This window comes from Glycomyces artemisiae (genome assembly GCF_003002955.1).
Classification (GTDB): domain Bacteria; phylum Actinomycetota; class Actinomycetes; order Mycobacteriales; family Micromonosporaceae; genus Glycomyces; species Glycomyces artemisiae.
Genome location: NZ_PVTJ01000002.1, coordinates 780,559 through 798,597 on the forward strand (window position 1 = coordinate 780,559; position 18,039 = coordinate 798,597).

Annotated in this window: 19 protein-coding genes; 8 read left to right on the forward strand and 11 right to left on the reverse strand. The window is 71.3% G+C overall.

The window, feature by feature from the left end; all coding sequences use genetic code 11:
* Positions 1–31 precede the first annotated feature (31 nt).
* From B0I28_RS08190 to B0I28_RS08200, 3 genes are all read right to left on the reverse strand, one after another.
* The gene (locus B0I28_RS08190) at positions 32–571 is read right to left on the reverse strand and encodes a hypothetical protein (RefSeq protein WP_146148014.1); all 540 of its coding nucleotides are present in this window, start codon (positions 569–571) and stop codon (positions 32–34) included.
* 151 nt (positions 572–722) lie between these two features.
* Positions 723–1,655 carry a polyprenyl synthetase family protein gene (locus B0I28_RS08195; RefSeq protein ID WP_106363444.1) on the reverse strand — a complete coding sequence of 311 codons (933 nt, stop codon included), beginning with the start codon at positions 1,653–1,655 and terminating at the stop codon, positions 723–725.
* A gap of 139 nt (positions 1,656–1,794) precedes the next feature.
* A complete protein-coding gene (locus B0I28_RS08200) occupies positions 1,795–2,967 on the reverse strand; it encodes an MFS transporter (protein ID WP_146148015.1) in 1,173 nt (390 codons plus the stop codon).
* Positions 2,968–3,523: 556 nt separating this feature from the next.
* Here B0I28_RS08200 and B0I28_RS08205 point away from each other — a divergent pair.
* Positions 3,524–4,264: an IclR family transcriptional regulator gene (locus tag B0I28_RS08205; protein ID WP_245888917.1), complete on the forward strand. Its 741-nt coding sequence runs from the start codon at positions 3,524–3,526 to the stop codon at positions 4,262–4,264.
* A 58-nt stretch (positions 4,265–4,322) separates the two neighbouring features.
* On the opposite strand, the gene B0I28_RS08210 is transcribed toward B0I28_RS08205, so the two are convergent.
* The 4 genes from B0I28_RS08210 to B0I28_RS08225 form a co-directional block, all read right to left on the reverse strand.
* Positions 4,323–5,345, reverse strand: a complete 1,023-nt coding sequence (locus B0I28_RS08210) for a 2-oxoacid:ferredoxin oxidoreductase subunit beta (RefSeq protein ID WP_106363283.1) — start codon at positions 5,343–5,345, stop codon at positions 4,323–4,325.
* On the reverse strand, positions 5,338–7,194 hold the full coding sequence (locus B0I28_RS08215; protein ID WP_106363284.1) for a 2-oxoacid:acceptor oxidoreductase subunit alpha: 1,857 nt from the start codon (positions 7,192–7,194) through the stop codon (positions 5,338–5,340). Before B0I28_RS08215 ends, B0I28_RS08210 begins: the two co-directional genes overlap by 8 nt.
* A gap of 330 nt (positions 7,195–7,524) precedes the next feature.
* Complete coding sequence (locus tag B0I28_RS08220; RefSeq protein ID WP_106363285.1) at positions 7,525–8,430, reverse strand: hypothetical protein; 906 nt, start codon at positions 8,428–8,430, stop codon at positions 7,525–7,527.
* Positions 8,427–9,053, reverse strand: a complete 627-nt coding sequence (locus tag B0I28_RS08225) for an RNA polymerase sigma factor (RefSeq protein ID WP_219926621.1) — start codon at positions 9,051–9,053, stop codon at positions 8,427–8,429. Before B0I28_RS08225 ends, B0I28_RS08220 begins: the two co-directional genes overlap by 4 nt.
* A 465-nt stretch (positions 9,054–9,518) precedes the next feature.
* Here B0I28_RS08225 and B0I28_RS08230 point away from each other — a divergent pair, with 465 nt between their 5' ends.
* The 4 genes from B0I28_RS08230 to B0I28_RS08245 are packed head-to-tail and all read left to right on the forward strand — an operon-like array spanning position 9,519 to position 11,884.
* Entirely contained in the window at positions 9,519–9,887 is a 369-nt protein-coding gene (locus B0I28_RS08230; protein WP_106363286.1) for an NADH-quinone oxidoreductase subunit A, read from the forward strand.
* 38 nt (positions 9,888–9,925) lie between these two features.
* Positions 9,926–10,405, forward strand: a complete 480-nt coding sequence (locus tag B0I28_RS08235) for an NADH-quinone oxidoreductase subunit B (protein WP_106363446.1) — start codon at positions 9,926–9,928, stop codon at positions 10,403–10,405.
* On the forward strand, positions 10,402–10,941 hold the full coding sequence (locus B0I28_RS08240; RefSeq protein WP_106363287.1) for an NADH-quinone oxidoreductase subunit C: 540 nt from the start codon (positions 10,402–10,404) through the stop codon (positions 10,939–10,941). Before B0I28_RS08235 ends, B0I28_RS08240 begins: the two co-directional genes overlap by 4 nt.
* Positions 10,931–11,884, forward strand: coding sequence for a complex I subunit 1/NuoH family protein (locus tag B0I28_RS08245; RefSeq protein ID WP_106363288.1), 954 nt, complete (start codon positions 10,931–10,933; stop codon positions 11,882–11,884). Before B0I28_RS08240 ends, B0I28_RS08245 begins: the two co-directional genes overlap by 11 nt.
* Before the next feature lie 3 nt (positions 11,885–11,887).
* On the opposite strand, the gene B0I28_RS08250 is transcribed toward B0I28_RS08245, so the two are convergent.
* The 4 genes from B0I28_RS08250 to B0I28_RS08265 form a co-directional block, all read right to left on the reverse strand.
* Positions 11,888–12,325 carry a PIN domain-containing protein gene (locus tag B0I28_RS08250; RefSeq protein ID WP_106363289.1) on the reverse strand — a complete coding sequence of 146 codons (438 nt, stop codon included), beginning with the start codon at positions 12,323–12,325 and terminating at the stop codon, positions 11,888–11,890.
* Entirely contained in the window at positions 12,322–12,588 is a 267-nt protein-coding gene (locus B0I28_RS08255) for a ribbon-helix-helix domain-containing protein (RefSeq protein ID WP_106363290.1), read from the reverse strand. Before B0I28_RS08255 ends, B0I28_RS08250 begins: the two co-directional genes overlap by 4 nt.
* Positions 12,589–12,684: 96 nt before the next feature.
* Entirely contained in the window at positions 12,685–12,999 is a 315-nt protein-coding gene (locus tag B0I28_RS08260) for an FmdB family zinc ribbon protein (RefSeq protein ID WP_106363291.1), read from the reverse strand.
* A 98-nt stretch (positions 13,000–13,097) separates the two neighbouring features.
* Complete coding sequence (locus B0I28_RS08265; protein ID WP_106363292.1) at positions 13,098–13,643, reverse strand: 5-formyltetrahydrofolate cyclo-ligase; 546 nt, start codon at positions 13,641–13,643, stop codon at positions 13,098–13,100.
* A 158-nt stretch (positions 13,644–13,801) separates the two neighbouring features.
* Here B0I28_RS08265 and B0I28_RS08270 point away from each other — a divergent pair, with 158 nt between their 5' ends.
* The 3 genes from B0I28_RS08270 (at position 13,802) to B0I28_RS08280 (ending at position 18,005) form a co-directional block, all read left to right on the forward strand.
* Positions 13,802–15,751: a diguanylate cyclase gene (locus B0I28_RS08270; protein ID WP_106363293.1), complete on the forward strand. Its 1,950-nt coding sequence runs from the start codon at positions 13,802–13,804 to the stop codon at positions 15,749–15,751.
* A 69-nt stretch (positions 15,752–15,820) separates the two neighbouring features.
* A complete protein-coding gene (locus B0I28_RS08275; protein WP_106363294.1) occupies positions 15,821–16,711 on the forward strand; it encodes a UTP--glucose-1-phosphate uridylyltransferase in 891 nt (296 codons plus the stop codon).
* A gap of 58 nt (positions 16,712–16,769) precedes the next feature.
* Positions 16,770–18,005, forward strand: a complete 1,236-nt coding sequence (locus tag B0I28_RS08280; protein ID WP_106363295.1) for a molybdopterin molybdotransferase MoeA — start codon at positions 16,770–16,772, stop codon at positions 18,003–18,005.
* The last annotated feature ends 34 nt before the right edge of the window (positions 18,006–18,039 follow it).

Genomic DNA, 18,039 nt, shown 5'->3' on the forward strand with positions numbered 1-18,039 from the left:
ATCGATCCGTATCGGCCGCTTCGTCGGCCGCTCAGGCCCGCCGGGTCTGCGCGGCCTCGAATTCCGAGGTGTCGGCGAGTTCGCGGTCGAGGTCGTCGAAGAGCTCGCCCGCGGCGAACCAGGCCTTGGCGGCGCGGGTGTGGAGCAGGGAGACGACGACCGCGGGGAACGACCCGCAGACGACGAGCATGGCGGCGGCGCTCATGAAGAACGGGGCCGAGTCGGGGAAGGTCGCGAAGTAGGCGCGGCCGAGGATCCACAGGTACATCGCGGCGGGGACGATCACCAGGGACCACCAGGCGATCGTGACGACCTTGGCGCGGCGGCGGCCGATCCCGGCGGCGATGAACGGCATCGACACCGTGATCGCGACGCTGAGGGTGATCGTCACGAGGTTCTCGGCGCTGATCGATCCGATGACGTCGAGCATCGAGTCGTGGCTCGACGACGACCTGGTCGCGTCGAACAGGAACCGCAGCCCTGTCGCGTACAGCAGCATGATCGCGAGGAACTGGAGCCAGAGCACGCCCTGGGCGGCGAGTACGGCCTTCGGCCTGGTTGAGGGTCGCACAGCGCCCCCTTCTCGGCGGGAACAGTGCACGCCGGAGGTGTCGGAACCTGGGAGGACGCCCTCACGAGGGCGGCGCCTTGAACCATAGCGAACCAGGGCAACGACCAGGCAACGGGTGCGCGGCAGAACACACCCGGTTTCGCGAGGACTACTAGGCGTCGCGTTCGATCATGTAGTCGCAGATGTCGACGAGGGCGTCGCGGGCGGGACCCTCGGGGAGGGCCCCGGCGAGGGCCCGGGCGCGGGCCTGGTACTGGTGGAGGGTGTCTTTCGCCTGCTCAAGGGCCTTGGAGGCGCGGAGGAGGGTGAGGGTCTCCTCCAGGTCCTCTTCGGCGACGGGGCCGGAGACGAGGGCGCGGAGGCGGGCGCCGGCGGGGTCGTCGTCGGCGAGGGCGTAGAGGACCGGGAGGGTCGGGACGCCTTCGAGGAGGTCGGTGCCGGGGGTCTTGCCGGAGGCGTCGGAGGTGATGTCGATGATGTCGTCGGCGATCTGGAACGCGACGCCGATGACCTCGCCGTACTCCTCCGCGATGGCGGTCACGGACTCGTCGGCGCCGCTGAACCAGGCGCCGAACTTCGCGCAGGTGGCGATCAGGGACCCGGTCTTCTCGGAGAGGATGCCGAGGTGCCATTCGACGGCGTCGATGCCTTCGGGCCGCGGCATGGTCTCGTTGATCTGGCCGCGCACGAGGCGCGCGAACGTGGCGGCCTGGAGGCGCACGGCCTCGGTGCCGAGGTCGGCCATGATCTGGGCGGCCTGGCTGAACACCCAGTCGCCGGTGAGGATCGCGACGGAGTTGTCCCAGCGGGCGTTGGCGCTGGGGGCGCCGCGGCGCACGGGGGCCTCGTCCATGACGTCGTCGTGGTAGAGCGTCGCCAGGTGGGTCAGCTCCAGGGCGACGGCCGCCTCCAGGATGTTCGGGCGGTCGGGGTCGCCCAGGTGCGCGCACGTGAGGGTGAGCATGGGGCGGAAGCGCTTCCCGCCGGCGCGGATGAGGTGCGACCCGGACTGGCGCAGCAGCGGCTGCTCGGTGTCGACGGCTTTGAGCAGTCGCTCCTCGACGAGGTCGAGCGAAGCCTGCATCGCCTCGGCGAACGCGTCGTCGGTAAAGGTCAGCGCGGTCTGCGCACGTCGGGTGGTCACCACAGCCTCACCTTATCGTGTGGCGGTCCGAAGCGGGACGGGGCGGGAACCGGAGTCGCCCGCACCGCAATGAGGAACGTCAATGCCGGGGCCGTGCGAAGAGCGTGCTGCCCGCGACGATGAACAGGGCCGACAGCGCCATCGACGCGGCGACGGCGATCCATCCGGCGCCCCAGCCGAAGTGGTCCGCCACGAGGCCGAAGCTGATGGGCCCGACGGCGCCGCCGAGGAAGATCCCCGTCTGCGTCACCGACGTCGCCACCGCGGGCGCGTCGGGGTACCGGCTGGTCACCGCGTGGTTCATGAGCCCCGGCCACGCCCACCCGAACGCATACGCCGCCACCGTCCCCAGCGGCAGCAGCCACGGCAGCTCGAACAGGAACGTCGCCACCCCCGCGGCCCCGGTGAGCAGCATGACCGTGATGACGAGGAACTCGCGGCCGGTCCCGCGGTCGCCGACCGCGCCGAACGCGGTGCGCCCCACGACCCCGGCGATGCCGCCGATCATCAGGACCAGGCCCGCATAGCTCTCGGACCCGCCGATGTCCACGGTGTACGTCGTCAGGAACGACCCGATCGGCGTCGCCGCGGTCGCGCCGAGGAACGTCGCCACCGCGAACACGAGCAGCTGCGAGTCGAACGCCTTCGCGCCGGGCACCTTCGGCCGCGTCGCGGGCCGCCCGAGACCCGCGAGCGGGATCAGCGCCGCGAGCACCAGGAGCGCGCCGAACACGAACGCCCACCGCCATCCGAGCGTCAGCGCCACGACGGGGACGCTGAGCCCGCCGAGCATGATGCACAGCGGCACCGACGCCTGCTTGGCGCCGAACAGGAGCCCCTTGCGGCCCTCCGGGGCCCACTCGGTGAGGACCGTGTTCGACGCGAGCTGCCCGAGCCCGTTCGCGGGCGCGCACAGCACCAGGAACGCCGTGAGCACCGCCGGGTGGTGCGCGAAGCCCGCGATCCCCAGCAGCGCCGTCGCCGAGAGCCCCACGGCCGCACGGGCGGTCACGAGCGCCCCGAAGCGGTCGACGAGCCGTCCGGAGGGGACGGTGGTGACCGCGGAGACCGCGAAGTACAGCCCGGAGATGAGGCCGATCGCGCTGACGCCCATGCCGAGCTCGTCGGCGATCTGGACCGCGAGCCCGCCGAACAGGAACAGCGGCAGCACGGCCGCGACCTGCACGCTCATGGCGGCGGTGACCGTCACGGAGGTCTTGGGTCTGGAGGGCGTCAGGACGGCTGGGGGCACGCTGGCAACCGTACTCCGACGTGAAAGACGTGCCCAGAATGTGCTCACATCGAGGGAAACGCGGTGTGCGTTCACGGATTCGGGTGACTTGTCTTGACTCGCACACTGAGCGTGTGCGACGGTTGAACCCGGTGTCACGGGTTGGCGCCGGCCGGGACTTCAAGCGGATCGCCCTGCCCCGCAAGGGCATACGAAACGCGGCGGCCCTGGTGGGAGGGAGCCGCCGCGTTTCGGTTATTCGTATGTCCGCGGCTCCGACGAGGAAGTTTGGTGGGGACTCGACGCCGGCGCCGCGGTTTGTCCGCGGTCGGCCGGAGCCGATTCGCGAACGGTGCTGACACATCGATACTGCCCTGTATGCGACGGAGACGCAACCGGCTGTTGTTTATATAGTTAGATCACGGCCGATCCGGTGGGCGCCCCGCGGCGCCACGGCCTCCGGATCACGGTGTGCAATTGGAGCGACGGTATGGTGGACCGGCAGCGACCAGGGATTTCTTCGCAGGAAGCGCGAGGAACCGACCCCGGCCTGGCCGCGCGCCAGGAACCGACCAAATTGATCCAGAGCGTCCAGCGCGCACTGCGCATCATGGAGCTGGTGGGCCGCCACGCCGACGGCGTCTCGGCCCCGCGCATCGCCTTCGAGTGCGGCCTCAACCGCGCCACCGCCTACAACCTCCTGCGGACCCTCGTCTACGAGGGCTACCTGCGCCGCGACGGCGAGGGCCGCTACTCGCTCGGCCTGGAGGTCTCCGACCGCTACTCCGAGCTGACGCGCGCCATCGCGGGCCCGAAGACCTGCGGCGACTACATGCGGAAGGTCTCCGCGGAGACCGGCTACTCGACGTTCGTGGCCCGCTTCGTGGAGGACCGCCCGGCGGTCACCGAGGTCATCGAGGGCAACCGCAGCCCCCACGTGGAGGACCTCATCGTCGGCTTCGACGACGGCGCCCACGCCACCGCCCTCGGCAAGGCCCTCCTCGCGACTTTGCGCCCCGACGACCGCGCCCGCTTCCTGCGCGCCGCGGGCATGCGCCGCTTCACCGGCCGCACCCTCGTCGAACCCGACGCCTTCGAGCACGACCTCGCCGTCGGCGACGAGTCCGGCGTCTACGCCGAACTCGGCCAGTTCAAGGCCGACGTCGCCTGCGCCGGGGTCGTGGTCCGCCGCGACGGCAGCCCCTCCGAGCGCGTGGTCTTCGCGGTCGCCATGCCGCTCAGCGACATCAGCGAGTCCTGGACGCCCATGTCCGCGCGCCTGCGCGAGGCCGCCGCCGAACTCCAGCCCCTCGTCTGACGACCCCTGGGAACGCGAAACGGCCGGGCCCGCAGGCCCGGCCGTTCCCATGTACGCCTTACAGCACGGTCCAGGTGTCCCCGCCGTGCAGCAGCCGGTCCAGGGCCTCCTTGCGGTCGACGCCGGCCGCGGCCTCGTCGACCTGCGTGCGCACGCCCTTGTCGTACGTGGGCCGCTTGACGGAGCGGAACACGCCGATCGGGGTGTGGTCGAGCGCGATGCCGGACAGGCGCGACAGCGCGAACGCGTACGCCGGGTCCTCCACGTCGGCCTTGTGCACCACGACCTCGGACTCGTCGACCTCGGCCGCGTCCTTCACCTGGAGTCCGTACCCGGATTGCACGACGACCTTGTCGCCGAAGCAGATCGGCTCGCCGTCCTTGAGGCGGATGATCGCCTCGTCGCGGGTCTCCGGGTTCTTCAGGATCTCGAACGCGTTGTCGTTGAAGATCGGGCAGTTCTGGTAGATCTCCACGAACGCCGACCCCTCGTGCTCGGCGGCGGCGCGCAGCACCTCGTGCAGGTGCGCCCGGTCCGAGTCCAGGGTCCGGGCCACGAACGTCGCCTCGGAGCCCAGCGCCAGCGACAGCGGGTTGAACGGCGCGTCGACCGAGCCCATCGGGCTCGACTTCGTGAGCTTGCCCGGCTCCGACGTGGGGGAGTACTGGCCCTTGGTGAGTCCGTAGATCCGGTTGTTGAACAGCAGGATCTTCAGGTTCACGTTGCGGCGCAGCGCGTGGATGAGGTGGTTGCCGCCGATCGACAGCGCGTCGCCGTCGCCGGTGACGACCCACACCGACAGGTCCGGGCGGGAGACCGCCAGGCCCGTGGCGATGGCCGGGGCGCGGCCGTGGATCGAGTGGACGCCGTACGTGTTCAGGTAGTACGGGAACCGCGAGGAGCACCCGATGCCGGACACGAACGCGATGTTCTCGCGCTCCAGGCCCAGCTCGGGCAGGAACGACTGGACCGCGGCCAGGATGGCGTAGTCGCCGCACCCGGGGCACCAGCGCACCTCCTGGCTCGACTTGAAGTCCTTGGCCTTCAGCTTGGGGGCGTCCAGCTTCACCGCGTCAGCCATTCTTGATGACCTCCTCCAGGGCGTCCGTCAGTTCGTTGGAGGTGAACGGCAGGCCGCGCACCTTGTTGTAGCCGACCACGTCGGTTCCGGGGAAGTTGCCGCGCAGCAGCAGCGCGAGCTGCCCGAGGTTCATCTCCGGGACGACGACCTTGTCGTACTGTTCGAGCACGCGGGCCGTGTTGCGCGGCATCGGGTTCAGGTAGCGCAGGTGCGCGCGGGCGATGGAGACGCCCTTCTCGCGCAGGGACCGCACGGCCGCCCCGATCGGGCCCCACGTGGAGCCCCATCCGAGGACGAGCACGTTCGCGTCGCCCGTGGGGTCGTCCACTTCCAGGTCCGGGACCTCGACGCCCGCGATCTTCGCGGCGCGGGTGCGCACCATGTGGTCGTGGTTGATCGGGTCGTACGAGATGTCGCCGGTGCCGTCGGCCTTCTCGATGCCGCCGATGCGGTGCTGGAGGCCGGGCGTGCCGGGCACGGCCCACGGCCGCGCGAGCGTCTCGGGGTCGCGCTGGAACGGAAGGAAGATCTCCTCGCCCTTGGCGTCCACGGCGTTCGGCTCGGTCGCGAACTCCACCGACAGGTCGGGCAGGTCCGCGAGCTCCGGCAGCTTCCACGGCTCGGCGCCGTTGGCGATGTACCCGTCCGAGAGGACCATGACGGGCGTCCGGTAGGTCAGCGCGATCCGCGCCGCCTCCAGCATGATGTCGAAGCAGTCCGACGGGGACTGCGGCGCGAGGACCGCGATGGGGGCCTCGCCGTGGCGGCCGAACATGGCCATCACGAGGTCGGCCTGCTCGGTCTTGGTCGGCATGCCCGTCGAGGGCCCGGCGCGCTGCACGTCGACGACGACGAGCGGCAGCTCCAGGGACACCGCGAGCGAGATCGTCTCGGACTTGAGCGCGATGCCGGGGCCCGAGGACGTGGTGACGCCGAGCGCCCCGCCGTAGGACGCGCCCAGGGCCGCGCCGACCGCGGCGATCTCGTCCTCGGCCTGCACGGTGGTCACGCCGAACCGCTTGTGCTTCGACAGCTCGTGGAGGATGTCGCTGGCGGGCGTGATCGGGTACGCGCCGAGGAACACCGGCAGGCCCGACGCGACGCCGGAGGCGGTGATGCCCCACGCGAGCGCGGTGTTCCCGGTGATGTTCCGGTAGGTCCCGGCGGCGAGCTTCGCCGGCGGGATCTCGAACCTGACGGCGAACGCCTCGGCGGTCTCGCCGTAGTTCCACCCGGCCTTGAGGGCCGCGATGTTCGCCTCGGCGATCACGGGCTTGGCCTTGAACTTGCCGCGGAGGAACTCCTCGGTGGCCTCGGTGGGCCGCGAGTACATCCACGACACCAGGCCCAGCGCGAACATGTTCTTGGACCGCTCGGCGTCCTTCTTCGACACCTCGTGCTCGGCGAGCGCGCCGATCGTGAGGGTCGCGAGGGCCACCGGGTACACCTGGTAGTCGTCGAGGGACCCGTCTTCGAGCGGGTTCTCGTCGTAGCCGACCTTGGTGAGGTTCCGCTTGGTGAACTCGTCGGTGTTGACGACGATGGTGCCGCCGGGCTTGAGGTCCCGCAGGTTCGCCTTGAGCGCGGCCGGGTTCATCGCGATGAGCACCTCGGGCTGGTCGCCCGGGGTGAGGATGTCGGTGTCCGCGAAGTGGATCTGGAAGCTCGACACGCCCGGGAGGGTCCCGGCGGGCGCCCGGATCTCGGCGGGGTAGTTCGGGAGGGTCGACAGGTCGTTGCCGAGCTTGGCGGTCTCCGCGGTGAAGCGGTCGCCGGTGAGCTGCATGCCGTCGCCGGAGTCCCCAGCGAAGCGGATGACGACCCGGTCGAGCTGCCGGACGGTGTTCACCTAGTTCTCCTCTTGCTGGGGCGCGCAGGGGCTGCGGCTTCGGTCCCGGCGGAGACGGGCTCCGCCGCTGCAACGGCGGTTCCCCGCCATGTCTTACTTGCGATGCTACGCGGGCGCGCGGCGGCGGTGCCAACCCAGCGCGGCGGGCGCGATGTAGGCGACACCACTCGGTGCGATACCTCTCACTGTATGGGAACCGTGGCCCGTTTCAGTGACCTGGACCTCTCGTTTCGGCTGTCCGCGGCGGAGATCCCATCGACGGACGCCGTCCCGGATGCTGGGCGCAGGCGACACGCCGGGGGTCGCGAAGGGGCCTCGCGGAAGGGCCTTTCAGGACCCGCTCGCGCCCGTCGTCCCGGACGTCGCGGCGTCGCTCGTGGGCGTCTCGGTCGGGGTCGAGGAGGTCGAGCCGGCGTCCTCGGTCGGCTCGTCGCTGTCGCCGTCGTCGACGGGCGCGAACACCAGCTCCTCGGGGTCCCACGCGAACGACACGGTCAGCGGCGCGTCCTCGGCGTCCACGCCGGTGACGGTGACGACGCCGTTCTCGGCGACGGCGACCGATTCCGGCTGGTGCTCGCCGTCGGGCTGCCAGACCCATCCGAAGGACGCGAGCACCGGAGCGCCCTCCTCGTCCTCGGCGGCGGCGAACGCGGCGACGCCGGTCTGCTCGCCGCACGTGAGCGCGAGGAGCGTGTCCTTCTCGCCGTCGAGGTCCACGTCCCCTTCGGCGGCGAACGCGATGCTCCAGCCGGCGTCCCCGGTGATCTCCCAGGACTCGAAGTCCGCGTCCTGGAGGCCCGGCCCGCACTCCTCGGCCCAGTCGCCGGTGAAGGGCCCCTGGATCAGGAGCGCCTCGATGTCGTCGGCGGGCGGGGACGGCGCGAACGTGGTCGCCTCGCCGTCGTCGACGCCGCCGCTGGCGGGCCCGCCCGGGGACGCCGAGGGGTCCTCGTCGGACTCGGTGTTCGAGACGGGCCCGTTCGCGGACCCGGTGGTGTCCGGTTCGTCCTTGAGCGGCCCGAGGGTCTGCGCGACGGCGAAGCCGCCCGCGGTGACCGCGGTGCACGCGCCGACGACCGCGGCGAGCGACACGAGGCGCCTGCGCCGCAGGGCGGCGGGGCCGCGCATGATGAGCTCGTCGACCGGCGGGGGCGGGAACTGCGCGGCGGACTCCGCCTTGAGGCTCCGGAACGCCGCCGCGACCGTCTCGTGGTCGCGATCGAAATCGGAACTCATGAGCGGTCCTCCTTCACGGAAGATCGGCGGGCGGCGGGGCGGGGCACCCGGGCGCCGCGGCGGATGCGGATCGGCATGGTGTCGGGGTCGGTCCCGTTGTCGGCCCCGGACTTGAGGGCAGTGGTCCGGATGGCGGCGGTGTCGTCGCTGCGGTCGGCGAGGAGCGCGGCGAGCTCCTTGCGGCCGCGGTGGAGCCAGGACTTGACGGTGCCTTCGCGGGCGCCGGTCTCCGCGGCGATCGCGCTGATCGTCATGTCGGCCATGTAGTGCATGACGAGGGCCTGGCGGCGCTTGGCCGGGACCTGCTTGAGCGCGGCGACGAGCGCGACGTGGTCGGGGCTCGCGGCGGGCGCGGGCTCGGGGGCCTGCGACTTCTGGAGGAACTTGCGCGCCACCTGGTTGCGGCGGTGGCGGCTGGTGGCGAGGTTCCACGCGACGCGGCGCACCCACGCGACCGGCTCCTCGTACCCGCCGACCTTGTCCCAGCGCTGCCACGCCCGCAGGAACGCCTCCTGGACGAGGTCCTGCGCCTCGGTGGCGTCCCCGAGATAAGCGCACACCTGTGCGGCGAGCTCCGAGAAGTGGCTCTCGTAGAGGTCGGTGAACTCCGCCTCCGTTCGCACATCCGCTCCTGCGCAGGTTGGGGAAACTAGGGCATTCAACGGGCCCTGATGCTCGTGCCCGGCGGCAACCATTGTCGCTTTGGCGCGCTCGGAGACACGAGGGGGGGTCGCCATGTCGACAATACTGTCGGCGGCGGTTCCGCGGGGTCCCCGGCGGACGCTGTGCGCGAGTCCGCCGACGACCTCAGCGAACTCGGCGTCGAGGGTGCCGACGTCGAGTGCGGGGCGGATCGTCGGTGCGCCGGCAGCGGTCACGGGCCGTGACCCCCTTCCGAAGTGTCAGCTTCTTCTTGCTTTCGCGGGTGTACAGCTTCAACACGTGTGTGAGTGCCGCTCGGTTGCGGCGTGCACATCGGATATCCGCGGAGGCCGCGCTCCGTCCGCGCCATCGCCCAGCGCTGTTCCTCCTCCAAACCCGCCCCGCATGGGTATCGCCGGACCCCTTCGCGGCATTAGGGTGTGGCTATGGACACCTCGCGCCTGGGCGACTACGCCGTCTTCGGCGTCCTGCTGCTGGCCGGCTTCGCGTTCGTGGCCGCGGCGATGGCGGCGAACGCGGTCCTGCGCCCGAGCGCCCCGTCCAAGGCCAAGGGCTCCACGTACGAGTGCGGCGTGGACCCGGTCGGGAAGGACTGGGCGCAGGTCCAGATCCGGTACTACGTGTACGCGTTCCTGTTCGTGCTCTTCGCGGTCGAGGCCGTGTTCCTGTTCCCGTGGGCCGCGGTCTTCCGCGCCTTCGGGGCCGCGGCGGCCGTCGAGATGGGCGTGTTCGTCGGCGTCCTCGCCCTCGGCCTCGCCTACGCCTGGCGGAAGGGGGTCCTGCGGTGGCGGTGAAGCTCCCGTTCCCTTCGAAACCGGGCGACGGCGCCGGGATCGTCGGCGAGCCGATCCGGTTCGTCCTCAACTGGGGCCGCCGCTATTCCCTGTGGGTCTTCAACTTCGGCCTCGCGTGCTGCGCGATCGAGTTCATCGCCGCGTCGATGAGCCGCCACGACTTCATGCGCCTCGGCGTGATCCCCTTCGCGCACTCGCCGCGCCAAGCGGACCTCATGGTCGTCTCCGGCACCGTCACCGACAAGATGGCCCCGGCGATCAAGCGCCTCTACGACCAGATGCCCGAACCGAAGTACGTCATCTCCTTCGGCGCGTGCTCGAACTCCGGCGGCCCCTACTGGGACTCCTACTGCGTCACCAAGGGCGTCGACCAGATCATCCCGGTCGACGTCTACATCCCCGGCTGCCCGCCCCGCCCCGAAGCGCTCCTGCACGGCATCGGCGAGCTCCAGAAGCAGATCGGCGCCGCGCCCCTCCGCAAGCCCAGCCTCCGCCCGCTGCTGCGGAGGCCCGAATGACCTGGGACGACCGCGTGCGCGAGGCCCTCGGCGTCGCCGAGACCAGCGCTGACGGGGCCCGCGCCGTCGCCGACGTCGCCCCCGGCGACTGGCACGAGTCGGTCCGCATCTGCCGCGACGTCCTCGGCTGCGACTTCTTCGACTGGCTCTCGGCCGTCGATGAAGGCCCCGAAGGCTTCCGCCTCGTCGCCCACCTCTGGTCCATCGCCGAGAAGCGCGGCGTCCTCCTCCGCGCGCTCCTCACCGAACCGTCCGCGCCCACGGTCACCGACCTCTACCCCGGCGCGGACTGGCACGAGCGCGAGACCCGCGAGATGTTCGGCCTCGACTTCCCCGGCCACCCCAACCCGGCCCCGCTGCTCCTCGCCCCCGAGTTCGAGGGCCACCCGCTCCGCAAGGACTTCGTGCTCGCCGCCCGCGTCGTCAAGCCCTGGCCCGGCGCGAAGGAACCCGGCGAAGGCCACGGGACGGCTCGCAAGCGCGCCCTGAAGAAGCCCCCCGGCGTCCCCGACGACTGGATCCAAGATGGCGCTTGAGATCGCGGTGAAAGTCGTCGCGGTCCTCGCCGCGTTCCTCGTCCTGCCGCTCGTGGTCGGCCAGACCGAGCACAAGCTCATGGCGCACATGCAGGGCCGCCTCGGGCCCATGCACGCCGGGCGCTTCCACGGCTGGGCCCAGCTCATCGCCGACGGCGTCAAGTTCGCGCAGAAGGAGGACCTCGTCCCCGACGCCGCCGACAAGCCCGTCTTCAAGCTCGCGCCCGCCGTCGCCCTCCTGCCCTACCTCCTGGTCATCCTGTTCATCCCGCTCGGCCCCGGCGACCTCGTCGGCTCCTCGCTCGACATGGGGCTCTTCGTGGTCGTGGCGCTCGTCGGCGTCGGCGTCCTCGCGGTCCTCATGGCCGGGTGGTCCTCCGCGAACAAGTACACGCTCGTGGGCGCGCTCCGCGGCGCCGCGCAGCTCATGGCCTACGAGCTCCCGCTGGTCCTCGCCGCCGCCTCGGTCGCCGTCGCCGCCGGGACCCTCAGCCTCCCCGCGATCGTCGACGCCTGGAACCCCTGGTGGCTCCTGTGGCAGGCCCCCGCGGCGCTCGTGTTCTTCACCGCCGGCCTCGCCGAGATCCGCCGCCCCCCGTTCGACGCGCCCGTCGCCGACTCCGAACTCGTCTTCGGCTACCTCACCGAGTACGCCGGGCTCCGCTTCGCGCTGCTGCTCCTCGCCGAGTACGTCGGCATCGTCGTCATCTCCGCGCTCACCGCGGTGCTGTTCCTCGGCGGCTGGAAGGGCCCCGGCCCCGACTCCCTCGGCTGGCTCTGGACGCTCCTGAAGACCGGCGCGCTCGCCGCCGTCGTCATCTGGCTCCGCGTCGCCTGGCCCCGCCTGCGCGTCGACCAGATCCAGGCCCTCTGCTGGAAGGGCCTCGTGCCGATCGCGCTGGCCCAGCTGGTCCTCACGACCGCCGTGGCGCTCGCGCTCTGAACGCTATAGGTCGTCGGGGAGCAGCCGGAACGCCTTGAACTGCGCCAGCGGCCGGATGGCCCGGAAGTCCCGGCGGTCGAGTGTCAGGATGGCGTCGGTCTCGTATTCGGCCGCGATGACGACGTTGACCGCATCGGTCAGATCGAGGTCGAGGTCGCGGTACTGCCGCCGGATGTCATGAGCGAGTCCCAGCATCCGCGAGGTGATGATCGGCATCTCGGCGCGCCGGTCGTCCAGGCGGGCCCGGAGGTCGTCGATCGCGTGCATCGCTTCGGGCCGACCGAACTCGCGAGTGGCGAGGTGGTCGAATTCCGAGAGCAGCAGCGGCGAGATCACCAGATGGCCCGCTTGGCGGAGCGCTTCCCGCGCCCCAGGGCCCTCCGGGTCGTCGGCGCTTCGCGCCGCGATCAGACCGGAGGTGTCCGCTACGACGACGATCAACGCTCGTCCCGCATCTGCCGGTACTTCTCGTACTGCTCGTCCCAGACCACTTTCTTGGCTTCGCGAGGTGTTTCGTCGCGCTCCACCAGCCGCTTGGACGTCCTGGTGAAGAACGGCTCCTCCCAGATTCGGCTCGACATCGCCGCTCGGTGGATCGCGTTGCGGATGATCTCCGCTTCGGACACGCCGTGCCGCTTCGCGGCCTCCTTGATGATCGCGAGGTCTTCCTCGTCCGCGTAGACCATGGTGCGCTTTTTAGCCATGTTCATATGCTACCACCGGCATACGTGAAAACGACTCACTTCGGGCACGAAGAAGCCGGTCCCCGCGAAGCAGGAACCGGCTGAAGACTGTGGGGCCTACGCGGCTTTGGCGGAGTCCGACTTCTTCGCGGGCTTCGACTCGGCCTTCTTGGCCGTCCCCTCGGACTTCGACTCGCTCTTCTTCGCGCCGTTCTTCGACCCGTTCGAGCCGAGCGACGAGGAGTCCGTGGACCGCGAGTCGGTCCGGTAGAAACCGCTGCCCTTGAAGGTGACGCCGACGTTCCCGAAGACCTTGCGCAGCGCGCCCTTGGCCTCGCAGCTCGGACAGTCCGTCAGCCGCGCTTCGGAGAACGACTGGTGTTTGTCGAACTCGTAACCGCACTCCTTGCAGCGGTATTCGTAGACAGGCACGTCCAACCTCCAGGGACTTCACACGGGACCCGATCGACATTAGCAGTCAACGCAGGAGACTGCTAATTCCATCCCTCTCGCCCGTGAGGCGCCAGCCACTACCGCAGTGACACGAATCCCCTCGCGGGCGTCACCACGCCCGTGACGGGCCGGTCGTGCGGCTCGGCGGGGACCTGCGGCCCGAACTCGCCGTCGCGCAGCAGCGCCACCACCGGCACGTCGGGGCCGACCTTCGCCAGGGCCCGGTCGTACGAGCCGCCGCCGCGGCCGAGCCGCGTCCCGTCCAGTGAGACGGCGACGCCGGGGACGATGACGGCCGCGGCGTCCTCGATGCGCCCGGGCTCCTGCGGCGTCCCCTCGCCGCCGACCACGGCCCAGTCGAGGTCCTTGTCCGGCAGCAGCACCGGCAGCATCACGCGGTAGGCCACCGCGAGCCGTTCGGGCAGTTCGGGTTCGAGCGTGCAGCCCGGCTCGGCGCCGAACGGCCGGTACGCGGCGACCGTCGCGCCCTCGTCGACCGCCTCGATGAGGAAGTCCCGCAACGCCTTCCACGTCGCGACATCGGCGGCGGCGCGGACCGCGCCCGGCATCGCCGTGCGCGCGGCCAGGAGCGCGCGGCGCGCGTTCTGCTTGCTCTCTTGCATGCGTTTCCCTCCGTCGTCATATGTCACCTGGAAGGATTCCCCCGAACAGGCGATCACACTCGTCCATTCAGCCAGAGTGACGATAAACCGGATGCCTTGTCGTGTCCGGTCGGTAGCTCTAGGTAGTCTTCTAAGGGAGTGAACTTGAGGGGGCTTCGGTGTCGCTGCGCTCACGGCTCACCACGGCGTTCCTCGTCGTCGTGCTCGGGCCGGTCCTGGTGGGGGCCGTCTTCGTCGCTGCCGTCATGTCCCACCTGGCGGACTCCCGCGGCGAGGCCCTGGCCTCCTCGGCGGTGACGTCGGTCGACTCCACCCTCGGCACGATCTGCGAGCGCATCCAGGCCTCGGCCGCGGTCGTGGCCCTCAGCCACAGTAGCGGCGGCAACGACGACGCGATGGAAATGGCCCAGCTCGTGGTCGACCGCAAAGTGGTCGACGGCGTCGTCTTCACCGGCCTCCAGGACGCCGGCTCCACCGCGGGCCCCGACATCGGCGCGCCCGCCCCCGACGGCGCCTGGGTCGACTGCGGCGAGGCCGCCGCCTACGCCGGGACCGGCCCGATCGTGGCCCTCGGCGCCCAGGCGGAAGTCCAGAACGCCGACGGCACCACCGCGGTCTTCAGCGCCTTCCGCATCGTCGACCAGGAGTTCCTCTCCCGCATCGCGCGCGTCGCCGACGCCGAGCTGGTCCTCCTCGACGGCCGCGCCGACCCGATGCGCGTCGGCGGCGTCGACGCGGGCCGCTGGGACGACACCGACCTGTTCCTGCCGCTCAGCATCGGCACGGTCGCCACGAGCGTCACCCCCATGTACTGGACCCTCGCCGCGATGGTCGCCGCCTCCGGCCTGTGCGCAGTGGGCCTGGCCGCATGGCTCGCCCGCTCCACGACCCGGCCCCTCCACGAGCTCGCCGACGCCGCCGAGCGCGTCTCCGAAGGCGACCTCGACGTGCGCGTGCCCGTCCACGGCCGCGACGAGGTCGCCCACCTCGCGCTCGCGTTCAACCGCATGACCGCGCAGACCCAGGCGTACGTGAACGCCCTGACCGCCTCCCGCGACCAGATGCGCGGCCAGCTCGGCCGCCTCGGCCAGACCCTCACCGCGACCCTCGACCTCGACCGCATCCTGGAGGTCATCCTCGACACCGCGATGGTCACCGCGGGCGCCGAGGCCGGGGTCGTCATGCTCGTGGACGTCGACGACGCCGACCAGTTGCGCCAGCGCGCGGGCGAAGGGGACCTCGGCATCGACCAGCCCGCGACGATCCGCCTCGGCGAAGGCATCATCGGGTCCATCGCGGCCTCCGGCGCGCCCGCGCACGGGCGCATCACCGACGGCCGCTTCGAGGGCCGCCGCCGCGCCGACACCGAACCCGACGCGCGCTCGATCGTCGCCGTCCCCTTCGAGGGCCGCGCCCCCGCCGAGTCCGACGACCCGGGCGCCCCGCGCACCGAGTCCGGAGTCCTCGGCGTCCTCGTCCTCTACAACCGGATCGCCGGGGACGACTTCGAGCCCGGCGACGTCGACACGCTCCGCACCTTCGCCGGGCAGGCCTCCGTCGCCGTCGAGAACGTGCTCCTGCACCGCCAGGCCCAGCGCCTCAGCCTCACGGACCCGCTCACGGGCCTGTGGAACTACCGGTTCATGCAGACCTCGCTGCGCCGCGAAGCGGAGCGCTCGCGCCGCTACCACCGGCCCTCCGCGCTCCTGGCGATCGACCTCGACCGGTTCAAGACCGTCAACGACACGTACGGGCACCCCGTCGGCGACCAGGTCCTCACCGAGCTCGCGCGCCGCATCACCGGCCAGATCCGCGAAGTTGACCTCGCGTTCCGCCACGGCGGCGAGGAGTTCATGGTCCTGCTCCCCGAGACCGACGCGGCGGGCGCGACCGCGGTCGCCGAGCGCCTCGGCCGCTCCGTCGCCGCCCGCCCCTTCAAGGTCAACGACGCCTCCGGCGGACGCGAACTGCGCGTCACCGTCTCCATCGGCGTCGCCGTCCTCGGCGAGCACGCCGACACCGCCGGCGAGGTCCTCGCGGCAGCCGACGAGGCCCTCTACGCCGCGAAAGCCGCCGGAAGGGATACGTGGCGCGTGGCGGCGGTATGAGGACCGTTCACCCGCTGTTCTCCAGGGTGGCCGGAACCTGACGGAGCGTGCCCGCGATACCCTCGCCATATGCCAGAATCTGCGCCCCGCGCCACGAAAGCCGTCATTCCCGTGGCGGGCAACGCCACCCGCTTCCTGCCGGTGACGAAGGCGGTTCCCAAGGAGCTGCTGCCGATCGTCGACACGCCGGTCCTCCAGTACATCGTGGAGGAGGCCGCCGCCGCCGGCCTCGACGACATCGCCATGGTCACCGCCCGCGGCAAGGACGCCATCACCGACTACTTCGACGTGCGCCCCGACCTCGAAGAGGCCCTCGCCGCCAAGGGCAAGCACGACCTCATCGACGCCGTCAAGGCCCCCGAGCGGATCGCCGAGGTCCACGCCATCCGCCAGGGCCGCGCCAAGGGCCTCGGCCACGCCGTCGGCCGCGCCGCCGCCCACGTCGGCGACGAGCCGTTCGCGGTCCTCCTCGGCGACGAGTTCTACGACGTCGACGACAAGCTCCTCCCGCGCATGATCGACCTCCAGTCCGACACCGGCGGCATCGTCCTCGCGCTCCTCGAAGTCCCCGAGTCCGAGGTCTCCCGGTACGGCGTCGCCTCGGTCCGCACCACCGACACGCCCGACATCGTCGAAGTCACCGGAATGGTCGAGAAGCCCGCCCGCGAGGACGCGCCGTCGAATCTCATCCTCATCGGACGCTACGTCCTGCCCGGCGCGATCTTCGCCGAACTCGACCGCACCGAGCCCGGCAGCGGCGGCGAAATCCAACTCACCGACGCCATGGACGCCATGCGCGCCAACGGAACCCCCGTCCACGCCGTCATCCTCCGCGGCCGCCGCTACGACACCGGCCAGCCCGTCGAGTACCTCCAGACCCTCGTCGAGCTCGCCAGCCGACGGGACGACTTGCCCGGCTTCAACGCCTGGCTGCGCGAATTCAGTGCGACACTGGACTGACCGCACCGCCGCCAGGCGGCGCATTTCGAGTTTCTGACCGACGGGGGGATGAGGAGAGATGGGGACCGGCGACGCGACGCCATTGGCCGACTTCCTGTCGAAGGCGCTGGCGCTCGTCCGACCCCTGCCCCCGGTCGACATCGACATGACCCAGTCGACCGGGTCGGTCCTCGCCGAGAACGCGGTCAACCCCGGGCCGCTCCCCGCCTTCGACTACGCCGCGATCGACGGCTACGCCTGCGCGGCCGACGACATCGCCGGAGCCAGCCCCGAGCGCGGGGTCGGCCTGAAGGTCCTCGGCGACCTCGCCGCGTCCTCGTGGCGCCCGGTGCGCCTGGTCGCGGGCACGTGCTTCTCGGTCGCCGCGGGCGCGGCGCTCCCGGTGGGCGCCGACATCGTGGTCCCGCTCGCGTGGACCGACGAGGGCATGGCCACCGTCGACGTCCGCCAGGCGCCCCGGCGCGGGCACGGCGTGCGCCGCATGGGATCCGAGCGCTCCTCGGGCGAGATCCTCGCCCACGAGGGCCGCCGCGTCACCCCGCAGCTCGTGGGCCTCCTCGCCGCCGCCGGGATCGCCGACGTCGTCGTGCGGCCCACGCCGCGCGTCGTCGTCATCGCCACCGGCGACGAGCTCGTCGACACCGGCCGCCCCTCCCAGCCCGGCCAGCTCATCGACGTCAACTCCCACCTCGTCACCGCCGCCGCCTCCGAAGCGGGCGCCCACGCCTACCGCGTCGGCATCTGCGACGACGAGCCCGACGCGCTCCGCTCGGTCCTCGACGACCAGATCCTCCGCGCCGACCTCGTCATCACCACCGGCGGCACCGGCACCGGCCCCGGCGACATGGTCCGGCGCACGTTCTCGCGCGACGGCGCCGTCGACTTCACGCCGATCGCCGTGTACCTCTGCGAGACCATGGGGTTCGGGACGATCGGCCCCGAGGAGGTCCCCGTCGTGTGCCTCCCCGGCGACCCGGTCGCCGCGACCATCGCGTTCGAGGTCGTCGCCCGCCCGCTCATCCAGCGGCTCGCGGGCGCGGAGCCGGTTTTCCGGCCCAGCGTGCGCGCCAACCTGACCGAGCCCGTATCCTCACCGAGCGGACTCAGGGAATTCCGCCCCGTCCGCGTCGCCGAGCGCCGCGGCGGCGGCTACACCGTCGCACCGCTCGGTGCCGCTTCATACACGCTCTCCGGTCTCGCCGAGGCCACCGGCCTGATGACGATCGGCGAGAACGCGACCCGGGTGCCCGCCGGGTCCACGGTGGACGTGCTCCTGCTCGACAGGAACCGATGACCCACACCGACATCCAGCCGGACGGCCCCCGATG

Excerpts from the sequence above, each read along its gene's own strand:
- B0I28_RS08195 (WP_106363444.1), bottom strand. The coding sequence starts at position 1,655 with ATGCAGGCTTCGCTCGACCTCGTCGAGGAGCGACTGCTCAAAGCCGTC.
- B0I28_RS08210 (WP_106363283.1), bottom strand. The coding sequence starts at position 5,345 with ATGGCTGACGCGGTGAAGCTGGACGCCCCCAAGCTGAAGGCCAAGGAC.
- B0I28_RS08220 (WP_106363285.1), bottom strand. The coding sequence starts at position 8,430 with ATGAGTTCCGATTTCGATCGCGACCACGAGACGGTCGCGGCGGCGTTC.
- B0I28_RS08230 (WP_106363286.1), top strand. The coding sequence starts at position 9,519 with ATGGACACCTCGCGCCTGGGCGACTACGCCGTCTTCGGCGTCCTGCTG.
- B0I28_RS08240 (WP_106363287.1), top strand. The coding sequence starts at position 10,402 with ATGACCTGGGACGACCGCGTGCGCGAGGCCCTCGGCGTCGCCGAGACC.
- B0I28_RS08245 (WP_106363288.1), top strand. The coding sequence starts at position 10,931 with ATGGCGCTTGAGATCGCGGTGAAAGTCGTCGCGGTCCTCGCCGCGTTC.
- B0I28_RS08255 (WP_106363290.1), bottom strand. The coding sequence starts at position 12,588 with ATGGCTAAAAAGCGCACCATGGTCTACGCGGACGAGGAAGACCTCGCG.
- B0I28_RS08265 (WP_106363292.1), bottom strand. The coding sequence starts at position 13,643 with ATGCAAGAGAGCAAGCAGAACGCGCGCCGCGCGCTCCTGGCCGCGCGC.
- B0I28_RS08275 (WP_106363294.1), top strand. The coding sequence starts at position 15,821 with ATGCCAGAATCTGCGCCCCGCGCCACGAAAGCCGTCATTCCCGTGGCG.
- B0I28_RS08280 (WP_106363295.1), top strand. The coding sequence starts at position 16,770 with ATGGGGACCGGCGACGCGACGCCATTGGCCGACTTCCTGTCGAAGGCG.